This is a genomic window from Leifsonia sp. HAY1-4F (genome assembly GCF_056755275.1).
Map to the genome: position 1 here is coordinate 1 of NZ_JBNDHX010000054.1, position 25,537 is coordinate 25,537.

The 25,537-nt window shown below is 69.5% G+C and carries 25 protein-coding genes; 17 read left to right on the forward strand and 8 right to left on the reverse strand.

The genetic code is table 11. The annotated features are described in order from the left end of the window. The 4 genes from ACPYOG_RS11435 to secA form a co-directional block, all read left to right on the forward strand. The coding region (locus tag ACPYOG_RS11435) for an LpqB family beta-propeller domain-containing protein (RefSeq protein WP_481294352.1) at positions 1–943 on the forward strand (943 nt) is incomplete at its 5' end. A 93-nt stretch (positions 944–1,036) separates the two neighbouring features. Next, positions 1,037–1,738 (forward strand): ComF family protein, encoded by a 702-nt coding sequence (locus ACPYOG_RS11440; RefSeq protein WP_481294353.1) that lies wholly within the window; start codon positions 1,037–1,039, stop codon positions 1,736–1,738. Positions 1,739–1,874: 136 nt separating this feature from the next. Continuing rightward, entirely contained in the window at positions 1,875–2,582 is a 708-nt protein-coding gene (hpf, locus tag ACPYOG_RS11445; protein WP_481294354.1) for a ribosome hibernation-promoting factor, HPF/YfiA family, read from the forward strand. A gap of 222 nt (positions 2,583–2,804) precedes the next feature. Then, the gene (secA, locus tag ACPYOG_RS11450) at positions 2,805–5,618 is read left to right on the forward strand and encodes a preprotein translocase subunit SecA (protein ID WP_481294355.1); all 2,814 of its coding nucleotides are present in this window, start codon (positions 2,805–2,807) and stop codon (positions 5,616–5,618) included. Positions 5,619–5,738: 120 nt separating this feature from the next. Here secA and ACPYOG_RS11455 read toward each other — a convergent pair whose 3' ends face one another. Beyond that, complete coding sequence (locus ACPYOG_RS11455) at positions 5,739–6,179, reverse strand: Rv3235 family protein (protein ID WP_481294356.1); 441 nt, start codon at positions 6,177–6,179, stop codon at positions 5,739–5,741. A 239-nt stretch (positions 6,180–6,418) separates the two neighbouring features. Here ACPYOG_RS11455 and ACPYOG_RS11460 point away from each other — a divergent pair, with 239 nt between their 5' ends. Next, positions 6,419–7,912, forward strand: coding sequence for a sensor histidine kinase (locus tag ACPYOG_RS11460; protein WP_481294357.1), 1,494 nt, complete (start codon positions 6,419–6,421; stop codon positions 7,910–7,912). 136 nt (positions 7,913–8,048) lie between these two features. Here the strand turns inward: ACPYOG_RS11460 and ACPYOG_RS11465 are convergent, their stop codons facing one another. After that, complete coding sequence (locus ACPYOG_RS11465; protein WP_018190103.1) at positions 8,049–8,297, reverse strand: WhiB family transcriptional regulator; 249 nt, start codon at positions 8,295–8,297, stop codon at positions 8,049–8,051. Between the two features lie 226 nt (positions 8,298–8,523). Between ACPYOG_RS11465 and ACPYOG_RS11470 the strand changes: the two genes are divergently transcribed. The 7 genes from ACPYOG_RS11470 to ACPYOG_RS11500 all read left to right on the forward strand — a co-directional run bounded on the left by ACPYOG_RS11470 (position 8,524) and on the right by ACPYOG_RS11500 (position 14,870). Further along, positions 8,524–8,964, forward strand: a complete 441-nt coding sequence (locus ACPYOG_RS11470) for a hypothetical protein (RefSeq protein WP_481294358.1) — start codon at positions 8,524–8,526, stop codon at positions 8,962–8,964. 44 nt (positions 8,965–9,008) lie between these two features. Next, positions 9,009–9,824: a DUF1684 domain-containing protein gene (locus ACPYOG_RS11475; RefSeq protein WP_481294359.1), complete on the forward strand. Its 816-nt coding sequence runs from the start codon at positions 9,009–9,011 to the stop codon at positions 9,822–9,824. A gap of 53 nt (positions 9,825–9,877) precedes the next feature. Next, positions 9,878–11,374: an ABC transporter substrate-binding protein gene (locus ACPYOG_RS11480; protein WP_481294360.1), complete on the forward strand. Its 1,497-nt coding sequence runs from the start codon at positions 9,878–9,880 to the stop codon at positions 11,372–11,374. An 82-nt stretch (positions 11,375–11,456) separates the two neighbouring features. After that, entirely contained in the window at positions 11,457–12,419 is a 963-nt protein-coding gene (locus ACPYOG_RS11485; protein ID WP_481294361.1) for an ABC transporter permease, read from the forward strand. Further along, positions 12,416–13,297, forward strand: coding sequence for an ABC transporter permease (locus ACPYOG_RS11490; protein ID WP_481294362.1), 882 nt, complete (start codon positions 12,416–12,418; stop codon positions 13,295–13,297). Before ACPYOG_RS11485 ends, ACPYOG_RS11490 begins: the two co-directional genes overlap by 4 nt. Continuing rightward, positions 13,294–14,109 (forward strand): ATP-binding cassette domain-containing protein, encoded by an 816-nt coding sequence (locus ACPYOG_RS11495; protein ID WP_481294363.1) that lies wholly within the window; start codon positions 13,294–13,296, stop codon positions 14,107–14,109. The genes ACPYOG_RS11490 and ACPYOG_RS11495 overlap by 4 nt, the downstream gene beginning before the upstream one ends. Continuing rightward, a complete protein-coding gene (locus ACPYOG_RS11500) occupies positions 14,106–14,870 on the forward strand; it encodes an ABC transporter ATP-binding protein (RefSeq protein WP_481294364.1) in 765 nt (254 codons plus the stop codon). Before ACPYOG_RS11495 ends, ACPYOG_RS11500 begins: the two co-directional genes overlap by 4 nt. Positions 14,871–14,984: 114 nt before the next feature. Here ACPYOG_RS11500 and bcp read toward each other — a convergent pair whose 3' ends face one another. From bcp to ACPYOG_RS11515, 3 genes are read right to left on the reverse strand one after another with little or no spacing between them, the layout of a single operon-like run. Further along, a complete protein-coding gene (gene bcp / locus ACPYOG_RS11505; RefSeq protein ID WP_481294365.1) occupies positions 14,985–15,461 on the reverse strand; it encodes a thioredoxin-dependent thiol peroxidase in 477 nt (158 codons plus the stop codon). Between the two features lie 42 nt (positions 15,462–15,503). Next, positions 15,504–16,598 carry a DegT/DnrJ/EryC1/StrS family aminotransferase gene (locus ACPYOG_RS11510; protein ID WP_481294366.1) on the reverse strand — a complete coding sequence of 365 codons (1,095 nt, stop codon included), beginning with the start codon at positions 16,596–16,598 and terminating at the stop codon, positions 15,504–15,506. Next, a complete protein-coding gene (locus ACPYOG_RS11515) occupies positions 16,595–17,179 on the reverse strand; it encodes an acyltransferase (protein ID WP_481294367.1) in 585 nt (194 codons plus the stop codon). Before ACPYOG_RS11515 ends, ACPYOG_RS11510 begins: the two co-directional genes overlap by 4 nt. A 99-nt stretch (positions 17,180–17,278) precedes the next feature. Between ACPYOG_RS11515 and ACPYOG_RS11520 the strand changes: the two genes are divergently transcribed. Genes ACPYOG_RS11520 through ACPYOG_RS11530 form a run of 3 tightly spaced genes read left to right on the forward strand, consistent with a single transcriptional unit; the run spans position 17,279 to position 20,872 of the window. After that, a complete protein-coding gene (locus ACPYOG_RS11520; protein WP_481294368.1) occupies positions 17,279–18,508 on the forward strand; it encodes a UDP-N-acetylglucosamine 2-epimerase in 1,230 nt (409 codons plus the stop codon). Positions 18,509–18,545: 37 nt separating this feature from the next. Further along, complete coding sequence (locus tag ACPYOG_RS11525) at positions 18,546–19,808, forward strand: MATE family efflux transporter (protein WP_481294369.1); 1,263 nt, start codon at positions 18,546–18,548, stop codon at positions 19,806–19,808. Next, a complete protein-coding gene (locus ACPYOG_RS11530) occupies positions 19,805–20,872 on the forward strand; it encodes a glycosyltransferase family 2 protein (RefSeq protein ID WP_481294370.1) in 1,068 nt (355 codons plus the stop codon). Before ACPYOG_RS11525 ends, ACPYOG_RS11530 begins: the two co-directional genes overlap by 4 nt. 173 nt (positions 20,873–21,045) lie before the next feature. Here ACPYOG_RS11530 and rsgA read toward each other — a convergent pair whose 3' ends face one another. Together rsgA and aroA are read right to left on the reverse strand one after the other, a co-directional pair. Continuing rightward, positions 21,046–22,032 (reverse strand): ribosome small subunit-dependent GTPase A, encoded by a 987-nt coding sequence (gene rsgA, locus ACPYOG_RS11535; RefSeq protein WP_481294373.1) that lies wholly within the window; start codon positions 22,030–22,032, stop codon positions 21,046–21,048. Positions 22,033–22,201: 169 nt separating this feature from the next. Further along, a complete protein-coding gene (aroA, locus tag ACPYOG_RS11540) occupies positions 22,202–23,572 on the reverse strand; it encodes a 3-phosphoshikimate 1-carboxyvinyltransferase (protein WP_481294371.1) in 1,371 nt (456 codons plus the stop codon). A gap of 160 nt (positions 23,573–23,732) precedes the next feature. On the opposite strand from aroA, the gene ACPYOG_RS11545 reads away from it, so the two are divergent. Both ACPYOG_RS11545 and ACPYOG_RS11550 read left to right on the forward strand, forming a co-directional pair. After that, positions 23,733–24,344 carry a sigma-70 family RNA polymerase sigma factor gene (locus ACPYOG_RS11545; protein WP_481294374.1) on the forward strand — a complete coding sequence of 204 codons (612 nt, stop codon included), beginning with the start codon at positions 23,733–23,735 and terminating at the stop codon, positions 24,342–24,344. Continuing rightward, positions 24,341–24,586, forward strand: a complete 246-nt coding sequence (locus ACPYOG_RS11550) for a zf-HC2 domain-containing protein (protein ID WP_090036773.1) — start codon at positions 24,341–24,343, stop codon at positions 24,584–24,586. The genes ACPYOG_RS11545 and ACPYOG_RS11550 overlap by 4 nt, the downstream gene beginning before the upstream one ends. 86 nt (positions 24,587–24,672) lie before the next feature. On the opposite strand, the gene ACPYOG_RS11555 is transcribed toward ACPYOG_RS11550, so the two are convergent. Beyond that, positions 24,673–25,455 (reverse strand): VOC family protein, encoded by a 783-nt coding sequence (locus ACPYOG_RS11555; RefSeq protein WP_481294372.1) that lies wholly within the window; start codon positions 25,453–25,455, stop codon positions 24,673–24,675. Positions 25,456–25,537: the final 82 nt, after the last annotated feature.

The following is a 25,537-nucleotide window of genomic DNA, read 5'->3' on the forward strand; positions in this document are numbered from 1 at the left end:
CGAGGCCGCGCAGGCGGATCCCGCGCAGCTGCAGCGGATGCACTATCAACTGGAGCAGTCGCTGGGCAGCCTGGCACAGAGCGTCGAGCTGTCGGTGGAGGGCAATGTCCAGCAGATCCCGTCGCTGAGTTCCTCCGCACTCCCGATCCGTGACCCGTCGGTCGACTCACACCCGTATCTCTACCGGGGCGACGTGTTCGGACCGCTGAACGGAGACGCGGTGAGCGCCCTGAGCGGACTGAGCGAGAAGGTGTCGGCCCTGCATCCGACCGCCGTGACGCTGAACGCGTCACGCGATCAAGCCGCCGTGCTGGCGCAGACGGGGGCCTACTCCGTCCGCAAGAACGGCGACCCCGTCCGGGTGGATTCGCGCCCGGGACTGATCGGACCGTCGCTCGACCCCTCCGGCTGGGTCTGGTCGGTGCCCTCCGGATCGCCCGGCGCCATTCAGGTCGCCGCCGCCAACGGGGGAGAGGCGCACCTGATCACGGCGAGCTGGCCGGGCGCCACGGCGATCCTGACCCTCGCGGTCTCGCGCGACGGGACGCGCGTTGCCGCGCTGCTCAAGACGGAGACCGGGTACTCGCTGATGGCGTCGGGCATCGTGCGCGGCGGAAACGGGTCGCCCACGTCCCTCACCGACCCGGTCGAACTCGCTGTCCCCGCGGCGACGCCACGTTCGGCGGCGTGGACGAGCGACCTCACCGTCGCCGTGCTCAGCGCCACGACCGGCGACGCGACGAGCATCGCCCAGCAGACCGTCGGCGGCGACCAGACCAGCACCTCCGGCCCTTCCGGAGGCCGGACCATCGTCGGCGCCGCGGGACTCTCGCCCTATGTGGTCCTGAGCGGCGACGGCACTCTCGTCGCGCCCACCGGCACCGGCTGGCAGGCGCAGACGGACAAGGTCGGCGCGATCGCGGTGCAGCAGGGCCAGCCCTGACCGGCGTCGTCCACAACCGGTTCGCGGACCACGTTCTCCACAGATTCGCGCCGCCCCTGGCCCTGCAGAGCCACCGCCGTGGATGCTCGAACCATGACAACTCAGACCCTGATCCGTGAATCCCTGCTCGACGCCGCCGCCATCGTCCTCCCTGTGCGCTGCGCGGGCTGCGGCCGTCCCGATCGCTCGTTGTGCGACGACTGCGCAGCCGCCCTGCGACCCGCCGCCCGAGTGGATGCCGTGAGCGGCATCCCCGTCTGGTCCTCATTGCCGTACGAGGGCATTCCGCGGCGCGTGCTCCTCGCCTACAAAGACGGCGGCCGGGTGGATGTGGCGCGAGCGCTGGCGCGGCCACTGCGGTTCGCGGTGGCGGAGGCGCAGCGCGAGGCGACGGGGAGGGGAGGGGGCGATGGCGACGGAGGCGCGGCTCTGTTGCCCGTGCTGGTGCCCTCGACCCGCGCAGCCTGGCGCCGGCGCGGATACCATCCCACCCGTGCGGTCCTGGCGAGGGCGCACATCCTGGTCCCTCCGCTGTGGCGCGCCCTGCGATTGTCCAGACAGACCGCAGACCAGGCCGGGCTGACGGTGACGGAGCGCTCGGGCAACCGTGAGAGCAGTCTCGTGGCCTCGCCGCGGCTCGCCCGCCGCGATTGCCTGATCGTCGACGACATCGTGACCTCCGGGGCGACGATCCTGGAGGCGGCGCGGGCGATCCGCGCCGTGGGCGGGAGGGTCGCCGGTGCGGCGGCGATCGCACGGACGCCGCTCCGGGGTGGCGCACATGCTCAGAGATGACTCAGCGGACCCACGGGAGATGCCGTCTGTTTTTCGGTACCGGAAGCAGGTCGGCGGCACTACGGTAGACGAAAAGGCGCGATCGAACCGCCCTTCGTGATCCGGGCGGCCATCACGCCGGATCAGGGAGGTCTTCATGGACATCAACATCATCGGACGCAACCTGGGCATCACTGATCGATTCCGGGAGTACGCCACGGAGAAATCCGACAAGGTGTCACACCTGGCCGAACGAGCCATCTCGTTCGAGATCAAGGTCAGCAGGCACAACGAGAAGCTGGGCACCCAGAACGGCGACGACCGCGTCGAATTGACGCTCGTCGGGCCGCGCGCTGTGGTGAGATCCGAGGCGACAGGACAGGACAAGTACGCCGCCTTCGACATCGCGCTCGGCAAGCTCATGGAGCGCGTGCGTCGCGCGAAGGACCGCCGCAAGGTCCATCGCGGGCAGCACAGGCCCACCTCGTTGCGTGAGGCGAGCACGGACGGTTTCAGCGCGGTCGGACTCGCGGCGGCTCCCGTCGCGGTGCTCGACCAGGTGGCCACCGGCAGCGTGCCCGTCGTATCCGATGAGACGGAGGAGCCCGTAGCGGAGGCGGCGGAGGAGGAGTACTGCCCGGTCGTGATCCGCAAGAAGGTCTTCGCCTCCGTGCCCATGACCGTGGACGACGCCCTCTATTACATGGAGCTGGTCGGCCACGACTTCTACCTCTTCGTCGACCAGGAGACCATGCGCCCGAGCGTGGTCTACCGGCGAAAGGGATGGGACTACGGCGTGATCTCGCTCGACGACGACGCCGATGAGCTGCAGGAGGTCGCGACGGCGGCACGCAAGCTGGGCTGATCGCGAGCGGGTCATCCCGAGGCGGACAGACGGAGCGCCGATGGCGGCCGCCCAGGCGGCGGTCGCCATCGGACGTTCGTCCAGGCCCCTCCCAGCCAGAACGAGCCGAACCGCGGGGCTGAACAAGTAGCATGTCTCTAGCGTCGGCGGAGTCTGCCGTCCGGCGCGCGTCCGTCGGGGCGCCGGGCCATCGGCCCGACCGAGTGTAAGTGGAGTGCATCAGTGGCCTCAGTTCTTGAAAAGGTCCTCCGTGTCGGCGAGGGACGCATCCTCCGCCGCCTGGAGGCGTACGCGAAAGCCGTCAATGCTCTCGAAGACGACTTCAGCGAGCTGACCGACGAAGAACTCGCGCACGAGACCGTCGAGCTGCGCGAGCGCTACGGGAACGGCGAGTCGCTCGACGATCTGCTGCCGGAGGCGTTCGCCGCCGTCCGCGAAGCATCCAAGCGGACCCTGGGGATGCGTCACTTCGACGTGCAGATCATGGGCGGCGCAGCGCTGCACCTCGGGAACATCGCCGAGATGAAGACCGGTGAGGGCAAGACCCTCGTCGCGACGACCGCCGCCTACCTCAACGCGATCGCCAGCCGCGGCGTCCACGTCATCACCGTCAACGACTACCTGGCGAGCTACCAGTCCGAGCTGATGGGCCGGGTCTTCCGTGCCCTCGGAATGACGACGGGTGTCATCCTCGCCGGCCAGACGCCGGAGGAGCGCCGCGAGCAGTACGCCGCCGACATCACCTACGGCACGAACAACGAGTTCGGCTTCGACTACCTGCGCGACAACATGGCGTGGCAGGCGAGCGACATGGTGCAGCGCGGCCACTTCTACGCCATCGTCGACGAGGTCGACTCCATCCTCATCGACGAGGCCCGTACCCCGCTCATCATCTCGGGTCCGTCCTCGGGCGAGGCGAACCGCTGGTTCAACGAGTTCGCGAGCCTCGCCAAGCGCCTCACTCCCGACGTCGACTACGAAGTGGACGAGAAGAAGCGCACCGTCGGAGTCCTCGAGCCGGGCATCGAGAAGGTCGAGGACTACCTCGGCATCGACAACCTGTACGAGTCGGCGAACACTCCGCTGATCTCCTTCCTGAACAACGCGATCAAGGCGAACGCCCTGTTCAAGCGTGACAAGGACTACGTCGTGATGAACGGCGAGGTCCTCATCGTCGACGAGCACACCGGCCGCATCCTGGTCGGCCGCCGCTACAACGAGGGCATCCACCAGGCGATCGAGGCCAAGGAGGGTGTCGAGGTCAAGGCCGAGAACCAGACCCTCGCCACGGTGACCCTGCAGAATTACTTCCGCCTCTACAAGAAGCTGTCCGGCATGACCGGTACGGCCGAGACCGAGGCCGCCGAGTTCATGAGCACCTACAAGCTCGGCGTGGTCCCCATCCCGACCAACAAGCCGATGCAGCGCAAGGACCAGTCCGACCTCGTCTACAAGAACGAGAAGTCCAAGTTCGACCAGGTCGTCGAAGACATCGTGAAGCGTCACGAGAAGGGCCAGCCGGTTCTCGTCGGAACGACCTCCGTCGAGAAGAGCGAGTACCTGTCGCGCCTGCTCGCCAAGAAGGGCGTGCGACACGAGGTCCTCAACGCGAAGAACCACGCACGCGAGGCGGCGATCGTCGCACAGGCCGGCCGGCTCGGAGCCGTCACGGTCGCGACCAACATGGCCGGACGTGGAACAGACATCATGCTCGGCGGAAACTCCGAGTTCCTGGCCGTCGCCGAGATGAACGCGCGCGGGCTGTCGCCGATCGAGACGCCGGACGAGTACGAGGCCGCCTGGGAGGACGTCTTCGAGAACGTCAAGGCGCAGGTCGCCGAAGAGGCCGAGAAGGTCGTCGCCGCAGGTGGCCTGTACGTGCTCGGCACCGAGCGTCACGAGTCCCGCCGCATCGACAACCAGCTGCGCGGCCGCTCGGGCCGCCAGGGCGACCCGGGCGAGAGCCGGTTCTACCTGTCGCTGACAGACGACCTGATGCGCCTGTTCAACGCGGGCGCCGCCGAGAGCCTGATGGGCCGCAGCAGCGTCCCCGACGATATGGCCATCGAGTCCAAGGTGGTCAGCCGAGCGATCCGCAGTGCGCAGTCCCAGGTGGAGGCGCGCAACGCCGAGATCCGCAAGAACGTCCTCAAGTACGACGACGTCCTCAACCGGCAGCGCGAAGCGATCTACAGCGACCGCCGCCACGTGCTCGAGGGCGACGACCTGCACGAGCGCGTGCAGCAGTTCCTCACCGACGTGATCGACGACATCCTCGACCAGCACACCGGCGAGGGCAGCGGAGACGACTGGGACTTCGACGCCCTGTGGGTCGAGCTCAAGACCCTCTACCCGGTCGGGGTGACGATCGACGAGGTGATCTCGGAGGCCGGCAACAAGGGCAGGATCAACCGCGATTTCATGCGGCGCGAGATCCTCTCGGATGCCCGCATCGCCTACCAGAAGCGCGAGGAGTCCCTCGGCTCGCCCGCCATGCGGGAGCTCGAGCGCCGGGTCGTCCTCTCGGTGATCGACCGCCGCTGGCGCGACCACCTGTACGAGATGGACTACCTGAAGGACGGCATCGGCCTGCGCGCGATGGCGCAGCGCGATCCGCTGGTCGAGTACCAGCGCGAGGGCTACGCGATGTTCCAGCAGATGATGGGCGCCATCCGCGAGGAGACCATCGGCTTCCTGTTCAACCTCGAGGTGGAGGTCAACCAGGCTCCCGGAGAGGTGGAGTCCCCGGCCGTGGCCGCGAAGGGGCTGGCCCGCGGTGAGAGCGACAACCGGCTCAGCTACTCCGCGCCCGCGGAGCAGGGCGGGGTCGAGGTGCGCAACCAGCGCGGCCAGATCGAACAGGCCGCGACGGCACGCGCTCAGCGCGCGGCTCAGCAGCAGGCCGCACCTGCCGCCGCTGCGCCTGCGCAGGCCGCGGCCCAGCGGGGTGCCTTCGGTCAGCGCGTGGAGTCCTCCGAGGAGGAGGAGGCTCCTGTGAACCGAGCCGAGCGCCGCGCCCAGGCCAAGAAGCGCTGACGCCGCACGACAGACGACGAATGGCGGTCCCTTCGGGGGCCGCCATTCGTCGCAGGTGGCCGGCGCTCCTCGAGCACCGGCCACCTGCGCGTTGCAGCGCTCGTCCCGGTAGCGGGCGTCTCAGAGGACGTTGATGGCCGTCGCCCGCCACCGCGAGCGGTGACGCTCCAACCGGATGGCGACCGCTCTGGACCGCGCCGGCTGGTGCACCATGACGACCGCTTCGATGACGTCCTCGGAGGGGAAGCCGAGAAGCGGGTCGCCGATCCGCATGCGGGGGCGCAGGGTCTCCTCCGCCGCGGTCACGCGGGCGCGAGCGACCAGCGTGGTGCGTCGCAGCAGGTTCACGTACACGCTGTCACTGACCCATCGGCCGATCTGATCGAGCGGCCGGGCGCCCGCCAGGATCTCGATGACCGAACGTGCCAGGTTGGAGCAGAGCATGTCCGGCGAAGGGTTCAGAAGCTCGGCCGTCGGCCGCACCTCGCGGGGCGGAGCAGCCTCCACCGGATGGAGCGCCCTCACGGTGGTGGACGTGGGACTGTGTGCGTTCGTGAACATGGTTCTCCTTCGTGCAAGTGACGCGGGCGGTCGATCGATCGGGTGCCCGTGCGCGGGTGTGGCGGCCGAAATGTGGTTCATCAATCTCCCTGAAGAGGCGTGTCGGTGGTCCGTGATGAAATTGAGCCGTGATATGTACGATGGATCACTCAAGCAGGCCAGGGCAATTCGGTCCAGGGCACAAACGCTCTGTGGATAACTCCCGTCATCGACACAGACCCCGCGTTTAGGATGGTGTGGTGTCCACGCTCAGTGATCTCGTCCATGCCCACGGCCGTTCGTCGGAGGACGACGTCGAGTGGCTGCATGGCCTCGTGGGCGACTGGCAGCTGCTCGCCGATCTGGCGTTCGCGGACATCGTGCTGTGGGTTCCGACGCTCGATGACGACTTCGTCGCCGTGGCGCACGCCCGGCCGTCTTCGGCGGCCACCCTCTTCTACCGCGACTTCGTCGGCCAGCACATCAAGCCGGAGTGGCGGCAGCAGGTGACGGATGCGTTCCGCTCCAAGCGGATCATCGACACCTCCGCCCCGGACTGGTACGAGGAGACGCCGACACGCGTCCGCGCGGTGCCGGTGATCCGCCGGCTCTCCGTGCACTCGCCGCAGACCGCGGAGGAGCCGGTCGCAGTGATCACGCGCCACACCAACCTCAGCGAAGCGCGCACGCCGAGCCGCCAGGAGCTCACCTTCAACGAGTGCGCGAACGACCTCTTCAACATGATCGCGACGGGCGACTTCCCCGACCTCGGTGCTCCGGCAGCTCCACGTCGCGGGGCTCCGCGCGCGGCGGACGGCCTCATCCGGCTGGATGTGGACGGCACCACGACCTTCGCCAGCCCGAACGCGCTGAGCGCCTTCAACAGGATGGGCTTCACGGGGGAGCTGGAGGGCGAGTCCCTCGCGACGGTCACCACCGGCCTCCTCGCCGGGACGATCACCGTCGACGAATCGCTTCCCCTCGTCGTGACCGGCCGAGCGCCCTGGCGTACGGACATCGAGGCACGTGGCGTCACGGTGTCGCTGCGGGCGATCCCGATCCGCAACCGCGGGGAGCGCGTAGGGGCCATCGTCCTCTGCCGCGACGTCTCCGAGCAGCGGCACCAGGAGCGCGAGCTCATCACCAAGGATGCGACGATCCGCGAGATCCACCACCGCGTGAAGAACAACCTCCAGACCGTCGCCTCACTGCTGCGCATCCAGGCCCGCCGCACCCACTCCGAGGAGGCGCGCGAGGCGCTCAGCCAGGCCATGCGCCGCGTCGCCGCGATCGCCGTGGTCCATGACACGCTCTCGACCGGGCTCGCGCAGATCGTCGACTTCGACGACGTCTTCGATCGCGTCCTCCTCCTGGTCGCGGAGGTCGCGGCCAGCCACACGACGACGGTGCACCCCAAGAAGTCCGGCACGTTCGGACAGCTGCCGTCGGAGTACGCCACGCCGCTCGCCCTGGCCCTCACGGAGCTCGTCACGAACGCCGTGGAGCACGGGCTGGCCGGGCGCGAGGGGCAGGTCGAGATCGTCGCCCACCGCTCGGAGGAGTCGCTCACGGTGAAGGTCGTGGACAACGGCTCCGGCCTCCCCGAGGGGAAGGTCGGCACGGGACTCGGCACCCAGATCGTGCGCACGCTCATCCAGGGCGAGCTGGGCGGCGCGATCGACTGGCACACGATGATGGGCCAGGGAACAGAAGTGACCATCGAGGTCCCGCTGCGCTACCTCACCAAGGTCTGAATCCCGCGGCGCGTCGAACCCGGGACGAAGGAAAAGTGCCGAGGGGGCGCTCGATGCTAGGTGAGTGAGCGCCGCCTCGGCCGGGTCGTGCGAGCGGATGCGTGGGCTCCGCGCCGACGGTGAAGCGGGTGGTGCGTCAGGAGGCGCGACGGGCGCGCGCTGCGCGGCGCTTGAGGGCGCGACGCTCATCCTCCGAGAGCCCTCCCCACACGCCGGAGTCCTGACCGGTCTCCAGGGCGTACTGCAGGCAGATCTCGGTCACGGTGCAGCGAGCACAGACCGCCTTGGCCTTGTCGATCTGGTCGACCGCAGGTCCGGTGTTGCCAACCGGGAAGAAGAGCTCGGGGTCCGCGGTGAGGCAGGCGGCTTTGTCGCGCCAATCCATGAAGATGTGCTCCTTGTTTACGGGGGTTCCTGACCGAGGGGCGGCCATAGAATGCAGGTAAGCAGTCGGGTTGCAGGGTGCTTAGATCCGTGGGGACTCAGACCTGCCCACGACCCTGTGAGCGTTAACTCGACCGTTGAATATGCTCCCATAGCGCCTATCCCGAATCAATAGTTTTGTATGGGATAACGCTGAGAACACGAGCCGGAAACTACAGGATGCTATAGTGCGCGACCCCCAGAACCTGCCCGCAGACCCTCACCCGACCGATCCGGATCGACCGGCCCGACCGGCACTTCTCGTGGTGCTGACGGTGATCCTGGCGCTCGAGGCCGCCCTCGTCGTCGGCGTGGCCGCCTGGCTGCTGATCGAGCTCCTGACCCAGAAGCCGCAGTCGTACCCGTCTGCCGTGGCCATCGTCGTGCTGGTGTTCCTGGCCGCCGCCTGGCTGATCGCGACCGTCGTCGGCGTCGCCCGCCGGCGTCCCTGGGCCCGGGCGTCGACCCTTACCATCCAGATCCTCCAGCTCGCGGTGGCGGTGGGATGCTTCCAGGGCTTGTACGCTCGGCCGGACCTCGGCTGGGCGCTGCTCGTTCCGGCGCTGGTGGCGGGCGTCCTCGCCGTGTCGCCGGCCGTGGTGCGGGCGTCGGCGCGCAATACGGAGTAACGGAGGCGACCCGCGGCGGGAACAAGCCGGAGACTCGGATGGTTATGACCGACATCGTGACTGAGACTTCGACAGCATCCACCCCCACCGCACCGATCCTCGCTTCCCCCAGCACCATCGAGCAGGCGCGCGCCGGCTGGGACGCCTGGCGTGAGGCCCGGATCCGCCGGGTGACCGCCCCCGCCGGCGACCTCGCGCTCATCGAGACCCGCTGGCTGGCGCCGGACGACGCACTCACGCCGGAGGAGGCCCTGGCAGGACGGCCGGACACCGTGACGGCGACGGCACTCTCCCGGCGGAGCCTGGAGACGGGCGACATCGAGCGCGGCATCCGGCTCTGGGACGCCCAGTCGCCCGCGATCCGCGCCTTCGAGACGATCAGCGTATTCCCGTTCGATCCTCGCTGGGTCATCGAGGCCACTTTCACGCCGGTGAGCGAGAGCCGCACGATCCCGTTCGAGCACATCCGCGACAACGGTCTCACCCGCGACCTGGTCGTCCCCGGCGATATCAGGTTCGAGCGGGACGGCGTCGAGTACATTCTGAGCGCCTTCGACGATGACGGCACGCTGCTGCTGGTGTTCGGCGATCCGAGCAACGGCGCGGACGGGGAGGACGGCACCTACGCCTCCGGCCGATTCCTGTTCGTGGAGCGGCTCTCCGCGGAGGACGGCGACCGCGTCATCCTCGACTTCAACCGCGCTTTCGTGCCGCCGTGCGGCTTCTCGGACCAGTACAACTGTCCGCTGCCCCCGCGCAACAACCGCTTCCCTGTGCCGGTCACGGCCGGCGAGAAGCGCGTCGTGCTCCGCCACGGTGCGGCCCGCGACGGCACAGCCGGCGACGGCTCGCAGCACTGACCCGCCGCTTCGGCGGCTCGACGCATCCACCCCCACAGCACTGGAGAACCACCGTGAGAAAAACGTCCATCCTCGCGACCGTCGCGATCGGTCTCGCCTCGGCCCTGGCGCTCGCCGGCTGCGCCGGCGCCTCGTCGTCCGCGGGCGGGGGCGGGGCGACCATCGCCATCGGCTCGCTGTACGAGCCGGTCAACCTGGACAACACCGCGGGCGGTGGCCAGGGCGTCACCGAGGCGCTGAACGGCAACGTCTACGAGGGCCTGTTCAAGCTGACCGACGACGGCAAGGTCGAGCAGCTGCTCGCCACCACGTACACCACCAGCTCGGATGGGCTGACCTACACGTTCACGCTGCGTGACGGCGTGAAGTTCCACTCCGGCGCAGCGCTGACGAGCGCGGACGTCAAGCGCAGCATCGAGCGGGTGACGGCTGCGGACTCGCAGTCGGCCCGGAAGTCGCAGCTCGACGTCATCTCGAAGATCGGCACTCCCGACACGAAGACCGTCACCATCAGCCTGAAGGCGCGCTCGATCTCCCTGCCGTACAACCTCAGCTACGTCTGGATCTACGGGCCCGGCACCTCGAACTACAAGACCGCGGAAGACGGTACCGGCCCGTACACGCTCGGCTCGTGGAAGCGCGGCAGCTCGCTCAGCCTGAAGCGCTGGAGCGGCTACTGGGGCCACCAGGCCACGAACAAGGGCGTGGAGTTCGACTACTTCACCGACGCCTCCGCCCTGTCGAACGCGTTGAAGACCAAGCAGGTCGACATCGTGACCAGCATCCAGAGCCCGGATGCCCTGAGCGGCTTCACGAACGACAAGAACTACACGATCTCCAACGGGAAGTCGACGACCAAAGAGCTGCTCGCCTTCAACGACAAGGTCGCTCCGTTCAACAAGGCCGAGGTCCGCAAGGCGATCTACTCGGCGATCGACCGCAAGAAGCTCCTGAACTCGATCTGGGGCGACTACGGCACCCTCATCGGTTCCATGGTCCCGCCGAGCGACCCCTGGTACGAGGACCTGACGAAGGTGAACCCGTACGACGTGAGCCTGGCCAAGAAGGAGCTGGCCGAGGCGGGCTTCGCGAACGGGTTCAGCTTCACGCTCGACACCCCGACGTACGACCCCCACCCGGCGGTGGCGGAGTTCCTGAAGAGCGAGCTGGCGAAGGTCGGCGTGACGGTGAACATCAACTCCATCTCGGCCGACGAGTGGTACACCAAGGTGTTCAAGAACCACGACTTCACCGCCACCCTGCAGGAGCACGTGAACGACCGCGACGTGGTCTGGTACGGCAACCCCGGCTTCTACTGGGGCTACGACAACCCGCAGGTGACCCAGTGGGTGAATGAGGCCGAGCAGGCGAGGACCACGGCGGAGCAGACCGCCAAGCTCAAGCTCGTCAACGAGCAGATCGCGAAGGATGCGGCCAGCGCCTGGCTCTACCTCTACCCGCAGATCGTCGTGGCGGACAGCCACGTCACCGGATACCCGGTCAACGGCCTGAACTCGCAGTTCTTCGCCTACGACATCGTCAAGAAGTAGCGGTTCTCCCCAGGACGCGCACTTTCCACACCCGGATGCTCGGGGAGCCGGGCGGCTTCCCGAGCATCTACGCTGAATGACCATGGCCACCTACCTCCTGCGTCGCACCGCGTTCCTCGTGGTGTCGCTGCTGCTTGCCATGGTGGTGCTGTTCTTCCTGCTGCGGGTCCTCCCGGGCGACCCGTCGAACGCGCTCCTCTCGGTCGGGGCGACGAAGGAGCAGATCGCGGCGGCGCAACGGCAGGTCGGCAGCGACCAGCCGCTGCTGCCGCAGTTCTTCTCCTGGTTCGGGAGTCTCCTGACGCTCGATCTGGGGCAGTCCTTCATCAGCTCCCTGCCGGTGGGCCCGGAGATCGCGGCACGACTCGCGGTGACGGTTCCGCTCACGCTGCTCTCGTTCGTCCTGGCGCTTGCGCTCGCGCTGCCGATGGGGTTCGTGGCGGCGTGGAAGGCCGATCGCTGGTACGGGGTCGCGCTGTCCGCGTTCTCGCAACTCGGGATCGCCGTCCCGGTGTTCTGGGTCGGCATCCTGCTGGTGGATGTGTTCGCGGTCACGCTGGGCTGGTTCCCGTCCGGCGGGTTCCCGCGCGACGACTGGGCGGATCCGTCCGCCGCCCTCGGCTCGCTGGCGTTGCCGATCATCACGATCGCGCTCGTGATGAGTGCCTCGATCGCCCGGTACGTCCGGAGTGCGACGCTGGATGTGATCGGCAGCGACTACCTGCGGAACTCGAGGGCACTCGGCTCCGGCTTCGGCCGGGCGATGTGGCGGCATGGCCTGCGCAACGGCGCGGTGCCGGTCATCTCCGTGCTCGGCATCGAGCTGGCGACCACCTTCCTCGGAGCCGTCGTGGTGGAGAGCGTCTTCACCCTTCCCGGGCTCGGGAGCATGCTCCTCAAAGCCATCGAGCAGCACGACTACCCGAACATCCAGGGCATCCTGTTCGTGTCGACGCTGCTGGTGCTGATCGTCGGCTTCCTCGCCGACGTCGCTCAGCGGCTCGTCGACCCGCGGCTCCGCCGCAGCATCTCGGGGAACGCATGAGCGCGATCGTGGAGCAGGCGATCGAGGTCCCGTCGCCCGAACCGGGCGGCGCCGGCCGCAGGCGCGCGAGGCGCTCCGTCGCGCTCGGGGTCGGGCTGGTGCTCGTCGGTGTCGTGGTGCTGGTCGCCATCGTCTCCTTCTTCTGGCTGCCGTACGCGCAGTCGGACACCTCCGGCACCCGGCTCGAGCAGCCGAGCGCAGCACACTGGCTGGGAACGGACCGGTTCGGCCGCGACCTCACCACGCAGCTCATGATCGGTGCCCGGATCGCGCTGGGGGTAGGGATCGGTGCCGTCGTCATCGGCGCGATCGTCGGGATCGCGCTGGGGCTCTTGGCCGCATTCGCGACGAAGTGGCTGGATGACACCCTCTCGGCCGTCCTCGACATCCTGATCGCGTTCCCGACGCTGCTGCTGGCGATGCTGATCGTCGCGGCGCAGGGGGCGTCGCTCGGGACAGCCATCATCGCGATCGGACTGGCCATGTCGGCGGTGGTCGCCCGGCTGACGCGCGTCCTCGCCAAACGGGTTCTCGCTCAGCAGTACGTGACTGCCGCGCGGACCTCGGGCACCTCGTGGCCGGGGATCATCCTCCGGCACATCCTGCCGAACATCTGGCCGACGCTGAGCGTGAACCTGGCACTGCAGTTCGGCGTCGCGGTGCTGGCCGAGGCGAGCCTGTCGTACCTCGGGCTCGGCGCCCCACCCCCGAACGCATCCTGGGGACGGCTGCTGCAGGAGGCGCAGGGCACGGTGTCGACGGCCCCGGCGGGAGCCATCGCGCCGGGTGTCGCGCTGGTCGTGCTCGTGATCGGGGTCAATCTCGTGGCGGACGGGCTGCGGGATGTGGCGGATCCGACCCGGAGGAGGTCCCGATGAGCGCGGAACCCGCGTCTCAGGCGCACGTGGTGGACGTGGGCGGCCTCTCGGTCTCCGGCGGGGACGGCACGCCGCTGGTGCGAGACGTCTCCTTCCGGCTCGCGCCGGGGGAGCGTCTCGCCCTGATCGGCGAATCCGGCTCCGGCAAGTCGCTCACCTCGTTCGCGCTGACCGGGTTGCTTCCGGCCGGGCTGACGGCGTCCGGGAGCGTCCTGCTGGACCGCGTCCAGGTGGTCGGCGCCCGCGAGCGCGAACTGGTCCCGCTGCGCGGCCGTATCGCCTCCACGGTCTTCCAGGAGCCCCTGACCGCGCTCGATCCGCTGATGCGGCTCGGAGCGCAGGTCGCCGAGCCCCTCCGGCGTCACCTCGGGCTGCGCGGCGGCTCGCTCCGGCGAGCCGTGATCGACGCCCTGGTCGAGGTCGGCCTGCCGGAGCCGGAACGGATCGCGCGCGCCTACTCGTGGGAGATCTCGGGCGGACAGCGCCAGCGCGTGGCCATCGCCGCTGCGCTCGCCTGCCGGCCGCGCCTGCTGATCGCGGATGAACCGACCACCGCGCTTGACGTGACCGTCCAGGCCGAGGTGCTGGCCCTGCTGGAGCGGCTGGTGGCAGAGCGGAGGATGGCGCTGCTTTTCGTCAGCCATGATCTCGCCGTGGTGTCCCGTATGGCGCAGCGAGCCCTGGTGCTGCGTGCGGGCCGGATCGTCGAGGAGGGCCCTATCGAGCAGCTCCTGACCGCGCCGCGCCACCGGTACACGGCCGAACTCGTCCGCAGCGCACGCGAGCTGGATGCCGCACTGGAGGTGTCATGACACCGATCCTCGAACTGCGCGATGCCGGCTTCCGGTACCGTCGCGCCGCGACGCCGGCCCTCGAAGGCGTGTCCTTCGCCGTCGAGGAGGGACGGAGCCTGGGGCTGGTGGGCGAATCGGGTGCGGGCAAGACGACGATCCTCTCGCTGCTGCTCGGACTCGAGCGGCCGACGAGCGGTGCCGTCCTGTTCGACGGCAAGCCGCTGGAACCGCGTGATCGCGAGCAGGTCCGGACCTTCCGCCGCAGCGTCCAGCCGGTGTTCCAGGACCCGTACTCCTCGCTCGACCCGCGACAGAGCATAGGCCGCATCGTGGGCGAGCCGCTCGCCTCCCTCGGGATCGCGGCCGGAGCCGATGCCCGTGCGCGCGTCGCCGCCGCCTTGGAGGCGGTGGCCCTGCCCGCCGATGCCGCCCGCCGGTACCCGCACGAGTTCTCCGGCGGACAGCGTCAGCGCATCGCGATCGCACGCGCGATCGTCTCCCGGCCGCGGGTGCTGCTCGCCGACGAGCCGGTCAGCGCCCTGGATGTGACGACGCGCATCCAGATCATCGACCTCCTCGGAGAGCTCGCGACGGCCGAGGGGATGACCGTGGTCATGGTGTCGCACGATCTCAGCGTGGTCGCATCCCTGTGCGCCCGTACCGTCGTACTGCAGGGCGGCCGCCTGGTCGAGCAGGGCGACACGCGCGAGGTTCTGGGTGCTCCCCGCGACCCCTACACGCGCCGCCTGCTCGCCGCCGTGCCGCGCCTCCCCGCCTAAGTCCCACCCTCGGCACCCACCGTCGAGTACGCAGAGACTGCACGCGACACGCCGCGACGACGTGCAGTCTCTGCGTACTCGACGGTGCGGACCGGCGCGCGGTGGGGCGGGACGTCAGGCGTCGACGCCGAGCTTCTTGCGCAGCGAGGCGACGTGGCCGGTCGCCTTGACGTTGTAGAGCGGGAGGCGGAGCGTGCCGTCGGGGTCGACGACGAAGGTGGACCGGATGACGCCCTCGACGGTCTTCCCGTACAGGCTCTTCTCGCCGTAGGCACCGTACGCGAGGTGCACCGCGAGGTCTTCGTCGGACAGCAGCGGGAAGTTCAGCCCCTCCAGCTCCTGGAACTGCTTGTTCTTGGCCGGAGCATCCTTCGAGATCCCGATCACCTGGTAGCCCGCCGACTTCAGCGAGTTGAGGTTGTCGCGGAAGTCGCACGCCTCCGTGGTGCACCCGGGCGTCATCGCCGCCGGGTAGAAGTACACGATCACGTTCTTTCCGGCGAAGTCGCCGAGCGAGACGGTCGCGCCGTCCTGGTCGGCGAGGGTGAATACGGGGGCCGGCTGTCCGGCTTCGAGTCGAGTGTCAGTCATGTCCCTATTCTCGCGCCACAGCCGTGCCGATCGGACCCGCGGTCAGCTTCCCGCCTTCGCCAGGAGGTTCACGGCCGAGACGATGCGGTCGAGGTCCTGCTCGGTGAGAGAGGGATGCACGGGGAGGGACAGCGCCTCCCGGGCCGCACGCTCGGTCTCGGGGAGGTCCAGCGGGAGCCCGAACACCGGGAGGCGGTGAACGGGAGTGGGGTAGTAGACGCCCGTGCCGATCCCGTGCTCCTCGCGCAGGGCGCGCGCGAATCCGTCGCGGTCCTCGGCCACCCGGATCGTGTACTGGTGGTAGACGTGCTTGGCCCCAGCCGCGACCGGGGGAGTGACGACGCCCTCGAGCTCCGCGTCGAAGCGGGCGGCGTTCCTCCGGCGCTGCTCCGTCCATCCGGCCAGCTTCCTCAGCTGCACCCTCCCGATGGCGGCATGCAGGTCGGTCATACGCGCGTTGAAGCCGGCGATCTCGTTCTCGTACGGGCGCGCCATGCCCTGATTCCGCAGGAGACGGACGCGCTCGTCAGTGCTCTCCGCCGCCGAGACGACCATGCCGCCCTCGCCGGAGGTCATGTTCTTGGTCGGATAGAGGCTGAACATGGCCCACTCGCCGAAGGTGCCGACCGGTCGGCCGTCGAGCTCGGCGGCGTGGGCCTGGGCGGCATCCTCGAACACGGCGAGGCCGTGCTCCTGCGCCAGGGCGGTGAGCCCCCGCATGTCGGCGGGGTGACCGTACAGGTGGACGGGCATGATCGCGGCAGTGTTGGGGCCGATCGCCCGGGCGGCCGCCTCGGGGTCGAGGCCGAAGCTGTCGCGCTCGATGTCGGCGAACACCGGCGTGGCTCCCGCGAGCACCACGGCGTTCGCCGTCGCGGCGAACGTGAACGACGGGACGATGACCTCGTCGCCCGGCCCGATCCCGGCGGCGAGGAGGCCGAGCAGCAGGCCGGACGTGCCGGAGTTGACAGCCGCGGTCGGCAGGCCGCCGACGAGGGCTTCAGAGAACTCCCGCTCGAAGGCGCTCACTTCGGGACCCTGGGCGAGCATGCCGCTGCGCAGCACCGCATCCACTGCGGCCCGCTCGTCGTCGCCGATCAGCGGCCGCGCAGCAGGGATGAAGTCCAGGTCGGTCACAGGACCACCTCCAGTGTTTCGTCGTTCTGGCGATAGCGCTCGCCGGTCTGCGGGCAGATCCAGTGGTCACCGTCGAGGACCAGGGGGATGCCGGCACGGCCCACCCAGCCGATCCGCCGCGCGGGCACGCCGGCGACCAGGGCGAAAGCGGGCACGTCGCGGGTGACGACGGCTCCCGCCGCCACCGTCGCCCAGGCGCCGATCTCGACCGGGGCGACGCACACGGCGCGGGCTCCGATGGAGGCGCCGGAACGCACCAGCACACCGACCGGCTCCCAGTCGGAGGCGGACTTCAGCGTCCCGTCCGGCGTGATGGCACGGGGGAAGGTGTCGTTCGTCAGGACGACCGCCGGGCCGATGAAGACGCCGTCCTCGAGGACGGCAGGCTCATAGACCAGTGCCTGGTTCTGGATCTTGCAGTTGCTCCCGACGCTGACTCCCGCGCCGATGTAGGCGCCGCGGCCGATCACGCAGTTCTCGCCGATCGTCGCGTCTTCGCGAACCTGTGCCAGATCCCAGATCTTCGTCCCGTCGCCGACGGTCGCCGACTCGGCGACATCGGCATTCGCGGCAACAAACAACGAGCTTCTTCCTCCCCAGCAGAGTGGCTCCCGATGGGAGCTTCGCCGCGGCGCGCACCGGCAGAATCCATGCGACGAATGCAATGAATGTATCATCGAGTGGCCTCTGTTCTGCTGGAGGTCCGGGCTCTCCAGGTCCCGCGCGCGATGGTGGGAGGTGCGCGGTTCGGTACGATCGTTCAGCGGTCACGGCACCTGTTCCGCAAGCGAGCGCCCGTCGTGAGAACCTCCACCCGACTCGGAAGGCGCACCACCGAAGACATGATCGTGTTCATCTACGGAACGACGGCAGAGGCCATCAAACTGGCCCCCGTCATCCGCCGGCTCCGGGAGCGAGGTGCACCCACCCAGCAGTGGGTCACCATGCAGCACACCGAGTCGCTGGTGACCGCGATGGAGCAGTTGGGGCTCGGGACGCCCGATCAGGTGATCGCCCGCGGCGCTGCCGGAAAGCCGTTGCGCGGCACGGCCGATGTCGTGCGCTGGGGGATGTCCGTCCTGGGCTGGCTGCGCAAGAACCGCAAGACCGTCGCCGCCTCGCTGCCGGAGAACACCGTCATCGTGGTGCACGGCGACACTCTGACGAGCGTCGCCGGTGCGTACATCGCCAAGCGGATGGGATTCGACTGCGCCCACATCGAAGCCGGGCTGCGGAGCGGCAACTGGCGGCACCCCTTCCCCGAGGAACTCGACCGACGCATCGTCGGGACCATGGCGACGGTGCACTACACGCCGTCGGCCGAGGCGACCCGCAACCTCCAGAAGCGCTCGAACGTCGTCTACACCCACGGGAACACCGCACTGGATGCGGTGCTCGACCACGGCGCGCGCGACGCGTCGTCCGACGACCCCTACGGCGTGGTGCTGCTGCACCGGTTCGAGTTCATCTCCAACAGCCAGCTCGTGGATGAGACGCTCGCCGCCCTCACCGCAAGTCCCGTCCCGCTGCGGCTGATCGTGGACGCCTACAACCGCGAGACCCTGGAGCGTCTGCTCGCCAGCCAGGGCGGCGACCGCATCCAGATCATCCCGAAGCTGCGGCACGACGAGTTCGTCGCGCTGCTGGAGAACGCCGCGTTCGTGGTGACCGACTCCGGCGGCATCCAGGCGGAGTCGGCGCTGCTGGGTGTCCCGACGCTCATCCACCGCAAGACGACGGAGCAGGGCGAGGGCATCGGCCGCAACATCGTGCTCTCCGAATGGGACCTCGGGCGACTGCGGTCGTTCCTCGACGACTATGCGTCGCTGCGTCACGAGCCCGACCGGCCGGAGCGCTCCCCGTCGGACCTCATCGTCGCCGATCTGATCAGCAGAGGGTATGCCGAGTAGCGACGACAGGGCGCGGCCGCAGCGCCGGGGTCCTGGCATGATCACGCGCCACGGGCGGGCCCTGGCGGAGATCGCCGGTGTCAGCGCTCTGGGGATCCTCGCCACCACCGCCTTCCAGATCATCACCATCCGAGGTCTCGGGCCGTCGGCGTACGGTCTCCTCGCCGCCGCCCTGGCTCTGATCAACGTGGCGGCGATCGGCAGCTCCGCCCTCCGCAACTCGGTCGCGGTGACCACCGCGGAGGCGCTGCACGTCCCGCACAGCGTGCCGGGGGAGCGCACCCGGCGGATGGACGGTGCGCTCATCGAGGCGCTGGTGCTGGGCGGGATCGGGACGCTCGGCGTGTTCGCGCTGTCCTCCCGGCTCGCCGCGCCGGGCGCCCTGGGGGTGGTCACCATCGTGCTGACCGCGGCGGCCATGATCCCCAACTTCCTGTTCGCCCTGGCCCAGGGCCGGCTGCAGGGCGCGGAGGACTCGCGCGCCGTCGTCTGGTGGTCCACCGGCGCGCAGGTGGCGCAGGCCGTGCTCGCCCTGGCGGCCATCCTGCTGGGCGGCGGCTCGATCGCCATCCTCGCCATCCTGGTCCTGACCGCTCTGACCGGCGCGATCGGGGCAGGCTCCATGGCCCGCCGCCGGGCGCTCGCAGTGGGCCGCTCGCCGTTCACGATGCAGAGCACCGTGGTGCTGCTGCTCACAGTCGGCTTCGCCTGGCTGACGAACGCCGACGTCGTGCTGGTCCGCGGAGACGCGCCCGATGCGGTCGCCGGCGCCTACGCCGCTGCCGCAGTGCTCATCAAGACGACGCTGATCATCCCCTCCACGTTCTCGCTGTACCTGCTGCCGCGATTCGTGCGCAGCAAGGGCAACGCGGCGCTCACCAACCTGGGGGTCACGGTGATCCTGGCGGTGACGCTGCTCACGGGACTCGTCATGTTCGCAGCGGTCTCGCTCCTCGGACCCTGGATCGTCGGGCTGCTCTTCGGCTCCCACTACGCGCAGACGGCGCAGATCGTGGTGGCGTTCTCGGTGGCCTGGCTGCCGTGGGCGCTCGCACAGGGTGTCCTGGTGCGGATCACGGCCATCGCGTCCCGGACGGCGCTCGCCGTGTTCCTGCTCGGAGCCGTCGCGCAGTGGCTGGTCGCCTCCGCGACGCTCCCCGACGTGGATGCGTGGCTGATCGGCAACGGCCTGATCGGTCTGGCGATCTTCCTGTCGCTCTACGGCATCCACTGGGCGCTGCTGATCCGGAGCCGCCGTGCCGGGCAGGAACGCGCGATCGAGGAGCCCGCGACACCGTGACCGGACCGCAGCTCAGCATCGTCATCGCCTCCTTCGACTCGGCGCCGTGGCTTCCGAGCACCATCGGCTCGCTCGCCGGCGCACTCGCGCGGAGCGCTGTGGCGGCGGAGATCGTCGTGGTGGACGACGGCTCGACGGATGACACGGCGACCGTGCTCGGCACACTGGCGGCGGAGTCGAGCGTCCCGATCCGCGTCATCGCCCAGGAGAACCGCGGCCGTTTCCTCGCCCGGTTCGCGGGCGTTCAGGCGGCTCGCAGCGAGCGGGTGCTGCTCTTCGACTCGCGTCTGCTGATCGAGGAGGACGCGTTCGCCTACCTGGAGCGGGTGGATGCCCTGCGGCCCGACGCTCGCGCATGGATCGGCCACGTGCCGACCGACCCGGCGGCTCCGCTGGTCGGGCGGTTCTGGGAGGTGCCGACGCACGTATTCTGGGGCGGATACCTCGCGCACCCCGTGCCGACGGACGTCACGCCGGCGAACTTCGATCGGGTGCCGAAGGGGACGGGCTGCCTTGTCATCGACCGCGAGGCCTTCCTCGAAGCGTGCCGCGTGGCCTGGCCGGAGGAGAACGCCGACCTCGTGTCCGACGACACCCGCCTGCTGCGCTACATCGCGGAGCACGGAGCCCTGCGCATCGACCCGGGCTTCCGCGCTCTGTACCGCCCGCGGGTGACCGTGCGCGGGTTCCTGCGGCACGCCTTCGTACGCGGGACGCTGTTCGTCGACAGCTACGCCGGCACGGGGCTCGTGCGCAACCTGGTCCTTCTCGCGCTGGTGGTGGCGCCGGTCCTGGCGCTGCTCGTGATCGTCCTGGGGGCCGTGTTCGGGCTCTGGTGGCTGATCGTGCTCATCCTCGCGCTCGCTGTCGCGGCTGTTGTGGCGCTGGCGCTCGTCGGCGCTGCCCGGGCGGCGGCGGGGAGGGCGATTCTGTCGTTCGCGACCTACGTCATCCCCTTCGGTGCGGTGTTCTGGGCGGGCCTGGCGCGCGGCGTCTGGGTGCACCGGCGGGCCTTCGGTTCCTCGCGCGTCCGTCCGGCCCCGGACACGGCCCCTCGGGCCTGACCCCGGCTTCCGCCCGGCTTCCGCCCGGCCCTCGCGCAGGGCTTCCCGCGCGACTGCGCCCGTTTGTCACGACTGCTGCGGGGCGAGCAGCCGCACACGTTCCGAACGACCGCAGTCGCCGTCGGAAGCGTGCATGACGGCTTCCGTCGGCGGCGGTGCCGGCCGACAGGTGGTCAGCGGGCGAAGGTGGTGAGCAGGCGCTGGAGGGAGTCGAGGCGGGCTCGTCCGGCCTCGCCCAGCCGGCCCTCCTCGACGGCCTCGATGATGGCGCAGTCCGGCGCATCGGGCAGGTGGGTGCATCCGCGCGGGCAGTCCTCGGCGATCGCCGCGAGGTCGGTGAACGACTTGAGGATGCTGTCCGTGTTCACATATCCCAGGCCGAACGATCGCACGCCGGGAGTGTCGATCACCCAGCCGTGATGCCCGGCGCCGTCCTCGATGCGGAGCGAGACCGTGGATGAGGAGGTGTGCCGGCCGCGTCCGGTCACCACGTTCACGTGCCCGGTCGCGCGCCGGGCGCCGGGCACGAGCGCGTTGACGAGGGTCGACTTCCCCACTCCGGAATGCCCGACGACGACCGTGTCGTGCCCGACGAGGGCGGCCGCGATCTCCTGGAGCGGGATGTCGTCCTCCCTGCTGGTGAAGACGGGCAGTCCGAGTCCGGCGAAGTTCGCCAGGAACGGTTCCGGGTCGGCGAGGTCCGTCTTGGTGACGCAGAGCATCGGCTCGATTCCTGCGTCGTACGCGGCCACGAGGTAGCGGTCCACGAGGCGCGTGCGCGGCTCCGGGTTCGCGGCCGCGACCACGATCAGCATCTGGTCTGCGTTGGCGACGACGATGCGCTCCACCTCATCCGTGTCGTCGGCGCTGCGCCGCAGCAGGGTCGTCCGCGGCTCGACCCGGACGATCCGGGCGAGCGTTCCCTCCTCGCCGGTCGTGTCGCCGACGACCGCCACGCGGTCGCCGGTCACGATGGGGTTGCGCCGCAGCTCGCTCGCTCGCGCTGCGGTGACCTGGCGCTCCCGGTCGGTGTCCTCGTCGAGCAGGATGGTGTAGCGGCCGCGGTCGACGCCGAGCACGCGGGCGATCTCGGCGTCGGTGTGGCCGGGGCGGGTCTTGGTGCGCGGACGGTTCCCCTTCGGGTTCGGCCGGCTGCGGATGCTGGACTCGTCGTAGAGGTCGAGTTCCTCATCCTCGTCGCCGTCGTCCCACCACGAGCCGCTGCTCTCGGGCCCGAAGCCCTCGGAGCCGGTGCCGTCGGATCCGCTGCTCTCGGGCCCGAAGCCCTCGGATCCGCTGCCGGATGCGCCGCTGCCCGTCCCGGTACGGTCAGTCACGCGGTGCGATCCCGCCCTGCAGCATCCCCGTCCAGAGCTGCGTGAACTGCGGGAGGGTCTTCGCGGTCGTGGCGACGTTCTCGATCTCGACGCCGGGGACCGCCAGCCCCACGATCGCGCCGGCGGTGGCCATCCGGTGATCCTCGTAGCTGCGCCAGACCCCGCCGTGGAGCGGCTGCGGATCGATGCGCAGGCCGTCCTCCAACTCGGTGAGGGCGCCGCCGAGCCCGTTGATCTCGGCGGCCAGCGCGGCGAGCCGATCGGTCTCGTGGTGGCGGATGTGGCCGATGCCGGTGATCTCGCTCGGCCCGTCGGCGAGAGCGGCGATGGCCACGAGGGCCGGGGCCAGCTCTCCTCCGGTGCTGAGGTCGAGCTGGACGCCGTGGGGACGTTCCGGCCCCGTCACCGTCAGCCGGTCGCCGTCGCGCGTCACGGTCGCGCCGAACAGCGGGAGCAGCTCCGCCAGATCCGCGCCCACCTGGGTGGTCGACTCCGGCCAGCCGGTGATCGTCACCGTTCCGCCCGTGACGACCGCGGCGGCGAGGAACGGCGCAGCGTTGGACAGGTCGGGCTCGATGTCGACGTCCCGTGCTGCGATGGTGCCCGGAGCGACGGTCCAGCGTCCCGTCTCCGGCGACTCGACGGTCACGCCGCGCGCGGCGAGGGCGGCGATGGTCATCTCGATGTGCGGGAGGCTCGGCAGGCGGTCGCCGGAATGGGTGAGGTCGAGTCCGTTCTCGAACCGGCTCGCCGAGAGCAGCAGTGCGCTCACGAACTGGCTGGAGCTGGACGCATCCACTTCGACAGGGCCGCCGGCGACGCGGCCGGTGCCGTGGACGGTGAAGGGGAGGGACCCGCGGCCGTCGTCGTTCACATCCACGCCGAGCGAGCGGAGGGCGGAGATGATCGCGCCCATGGGCCTGCCTCGCGCCGAGTCGTCGGCGTCGAACATGGTCGGGCCGAGGGCGAGACCGGCGATCGGCGGAACAAAGCGCATGACCGTTCCGGCCTGACCGCACTCGATCGTGGTGCTGCCGAGCAGCTCCTCGGCCGGGGTGACCAGGAGGTCCGCGCCGAAGGCTCCGGCGCCCGGCTTTTCGTCGATGCCGACGCCGAGCGCGCGCAGCGCCTCCACCATGTTGGCGCTGTCGCGCGAATGCAGCGGAGCCCGCAGCAACGACGGCGCGTCGGCCAGGGCTGCCAGCACGAGCTCACGCGCGGTGAGCGACTTCGACCCCGGGAGCGCGACGGTCGCCGAGATCGGCCCGTCGGCGACCGGGGCAGGCCACAGGGTGTTCGGCTCGTCGGACCGGTTGTCGCCGTACGGATCGAAGTCGGGAGCGGAATATTTCGAAATCAGCATTGTTGTCAAGATTATCCGTGTTCGCGCCGAGAGGAAGGATCCGCCCGTGGCCGCAACCGCCGTGCTCGACGTCCCCAGCGTCCTGACGCGTCGGCTCACCGACCCCGCGGGGTCCTTCGCCGGAGTGGATGCGGGGCTCGCGCAACTAGACTGGCCGGTGATGAGCACCGAGACCCAGGATGCGGGCCACCTCTTCGAGGAGCAGGCCCTGCCTTTCATGGACCAGCTGTACGCGGCTGCCCTGCGCATGACCAGAAACCCGTCGGACGCGCAGGACCTCGTGCAGGAGACGTTCGTGAAGGCGTTTGCGGCGTTCAACCAGTTCCAGCAGGGCACCAACCTGAAGGCCTGGCTGTACCGCATCCTCACCAACACGTTCATCAACACCTATCGGAAGAAGCAGCGCGAGCCCTACCAGGGGACGATCGACGAGCTCGAGGACTGGCAGCTCGGAGGCGCGGAGTCGACCACCGCATCCACGAGCCGCTCGGCCGAGGCGGAAGCGATCGACCACCTGCCGGACAGCGCCGTCAAGGACGCGCTGCAGGCCATCCCGGAGGACTTCCGGCTGGCCGTCTACTTCGCCGATGTGGAGGGGTTCTCCTATCAGGAGATCGCCGACATCATGAAGACCCCGATCGGCACCGTGATGAGCCGCCTCCACCGCGGCCGTCGCATGCTGCGGGAGCTTCTGACCGACTACGCGCACGAGCGGGGCCTCTCGGCCGTCCAGGGGGACCGCGCCGTGCAGACTTCCAGGAGCAAGAGATGACCGACTGTGGATGTGAGAAGGCGAAGGCCGAACTCGAGGAGTACCTGCGCAACGAGCTGTGCAGCGAGGATGCTGCCGACGTGCGCGAGCACCTGGCGAGCTGCGCCGGATGCTCCGACGAGGCGCACCTGAGCGTCGTGCTGACCGAGGTGGTGCAGCGCGCGTGCAAGGAGACCGCACCCGAGACGCTGCGCACCGAAGTGCTGCTGCGCATCCGCTCCTTCCAGGCGAGCGTCCACTAACCGGGGCCGCGGGGCCGTGATTCGTCACGAATGTGCGTTCTGAGCGCCGTTCAGCGACGATTCGTCACGAATGTGCGAGGTGCGGGTTACGCAGCGCCGCCCGAGCGGACCTCGTGCAAGAAGAAGAGGCCGCCGAACGGGTCCGTGACCTGCGCGAAGCGGCCGAACTCGCTGTCCCAGGGGTCGCGCACGACCGTTCCGCCGAGCTCGACGACACGGGCGGATGCGGCGGTCGCGTCCGCGACGCCGAAGTAGACGACCCAGTGCGACGGGATGCCCTCCGGCAGCATCTTGTCCGCGTCGTAGACGCCGCCGCCGGGTGAGGTCGGCTCGCCGAAGGTGACGTAGCGGAAGTCCGCCGTGTCGCCGAGCGTCTGTGTCGTCCAGCCGAACACCGAGGTGTAGAAGCCGACCTGTGCGGGGAAGTCACGCGCGTAGAGCTCGTGCCAGGCGGGCGCGCCCACCTCCGCCACCAGCTCGAAGCCGCGGTGCTGGTCGGGCTGCCAGAGTCCGATCACGGCCCCGCCCGGGTCGACGACGACGGCGAGCCTGCCCTGGTCGCCGATGGCCATCGTCGGCGAGACCACTTCGGCGCCCGCCTCCTCTGCGGCCTTCTCCGCCGCCTCCGCGTCCTCGACCAGGAGGTACGTGGTCCACGTGTTCGCCTGCGCGCCGTCCATGACCGCTCCGAGTCCCGCCACCATGCGGCCGTCGCGACGGAACGTCGTATAGCCGCCGTACTCCCCGCCGCCGACGTCGGCGGTCCAGCCGAACAGGCCGGCGTAGAACTCCGAAGCGCGCGGGACGTCGGATGCGGCGTAGTCCACCCAGTAGGGCTCGCCGAGGCGGTGTGTGGTGACGACGGTCATGCGCACAAACTACTCCGGCCGCCCCGATCCCGCACAGTGCGGGATCTGTCTCTTATACACATCTGACGCTGCCGACGACGGA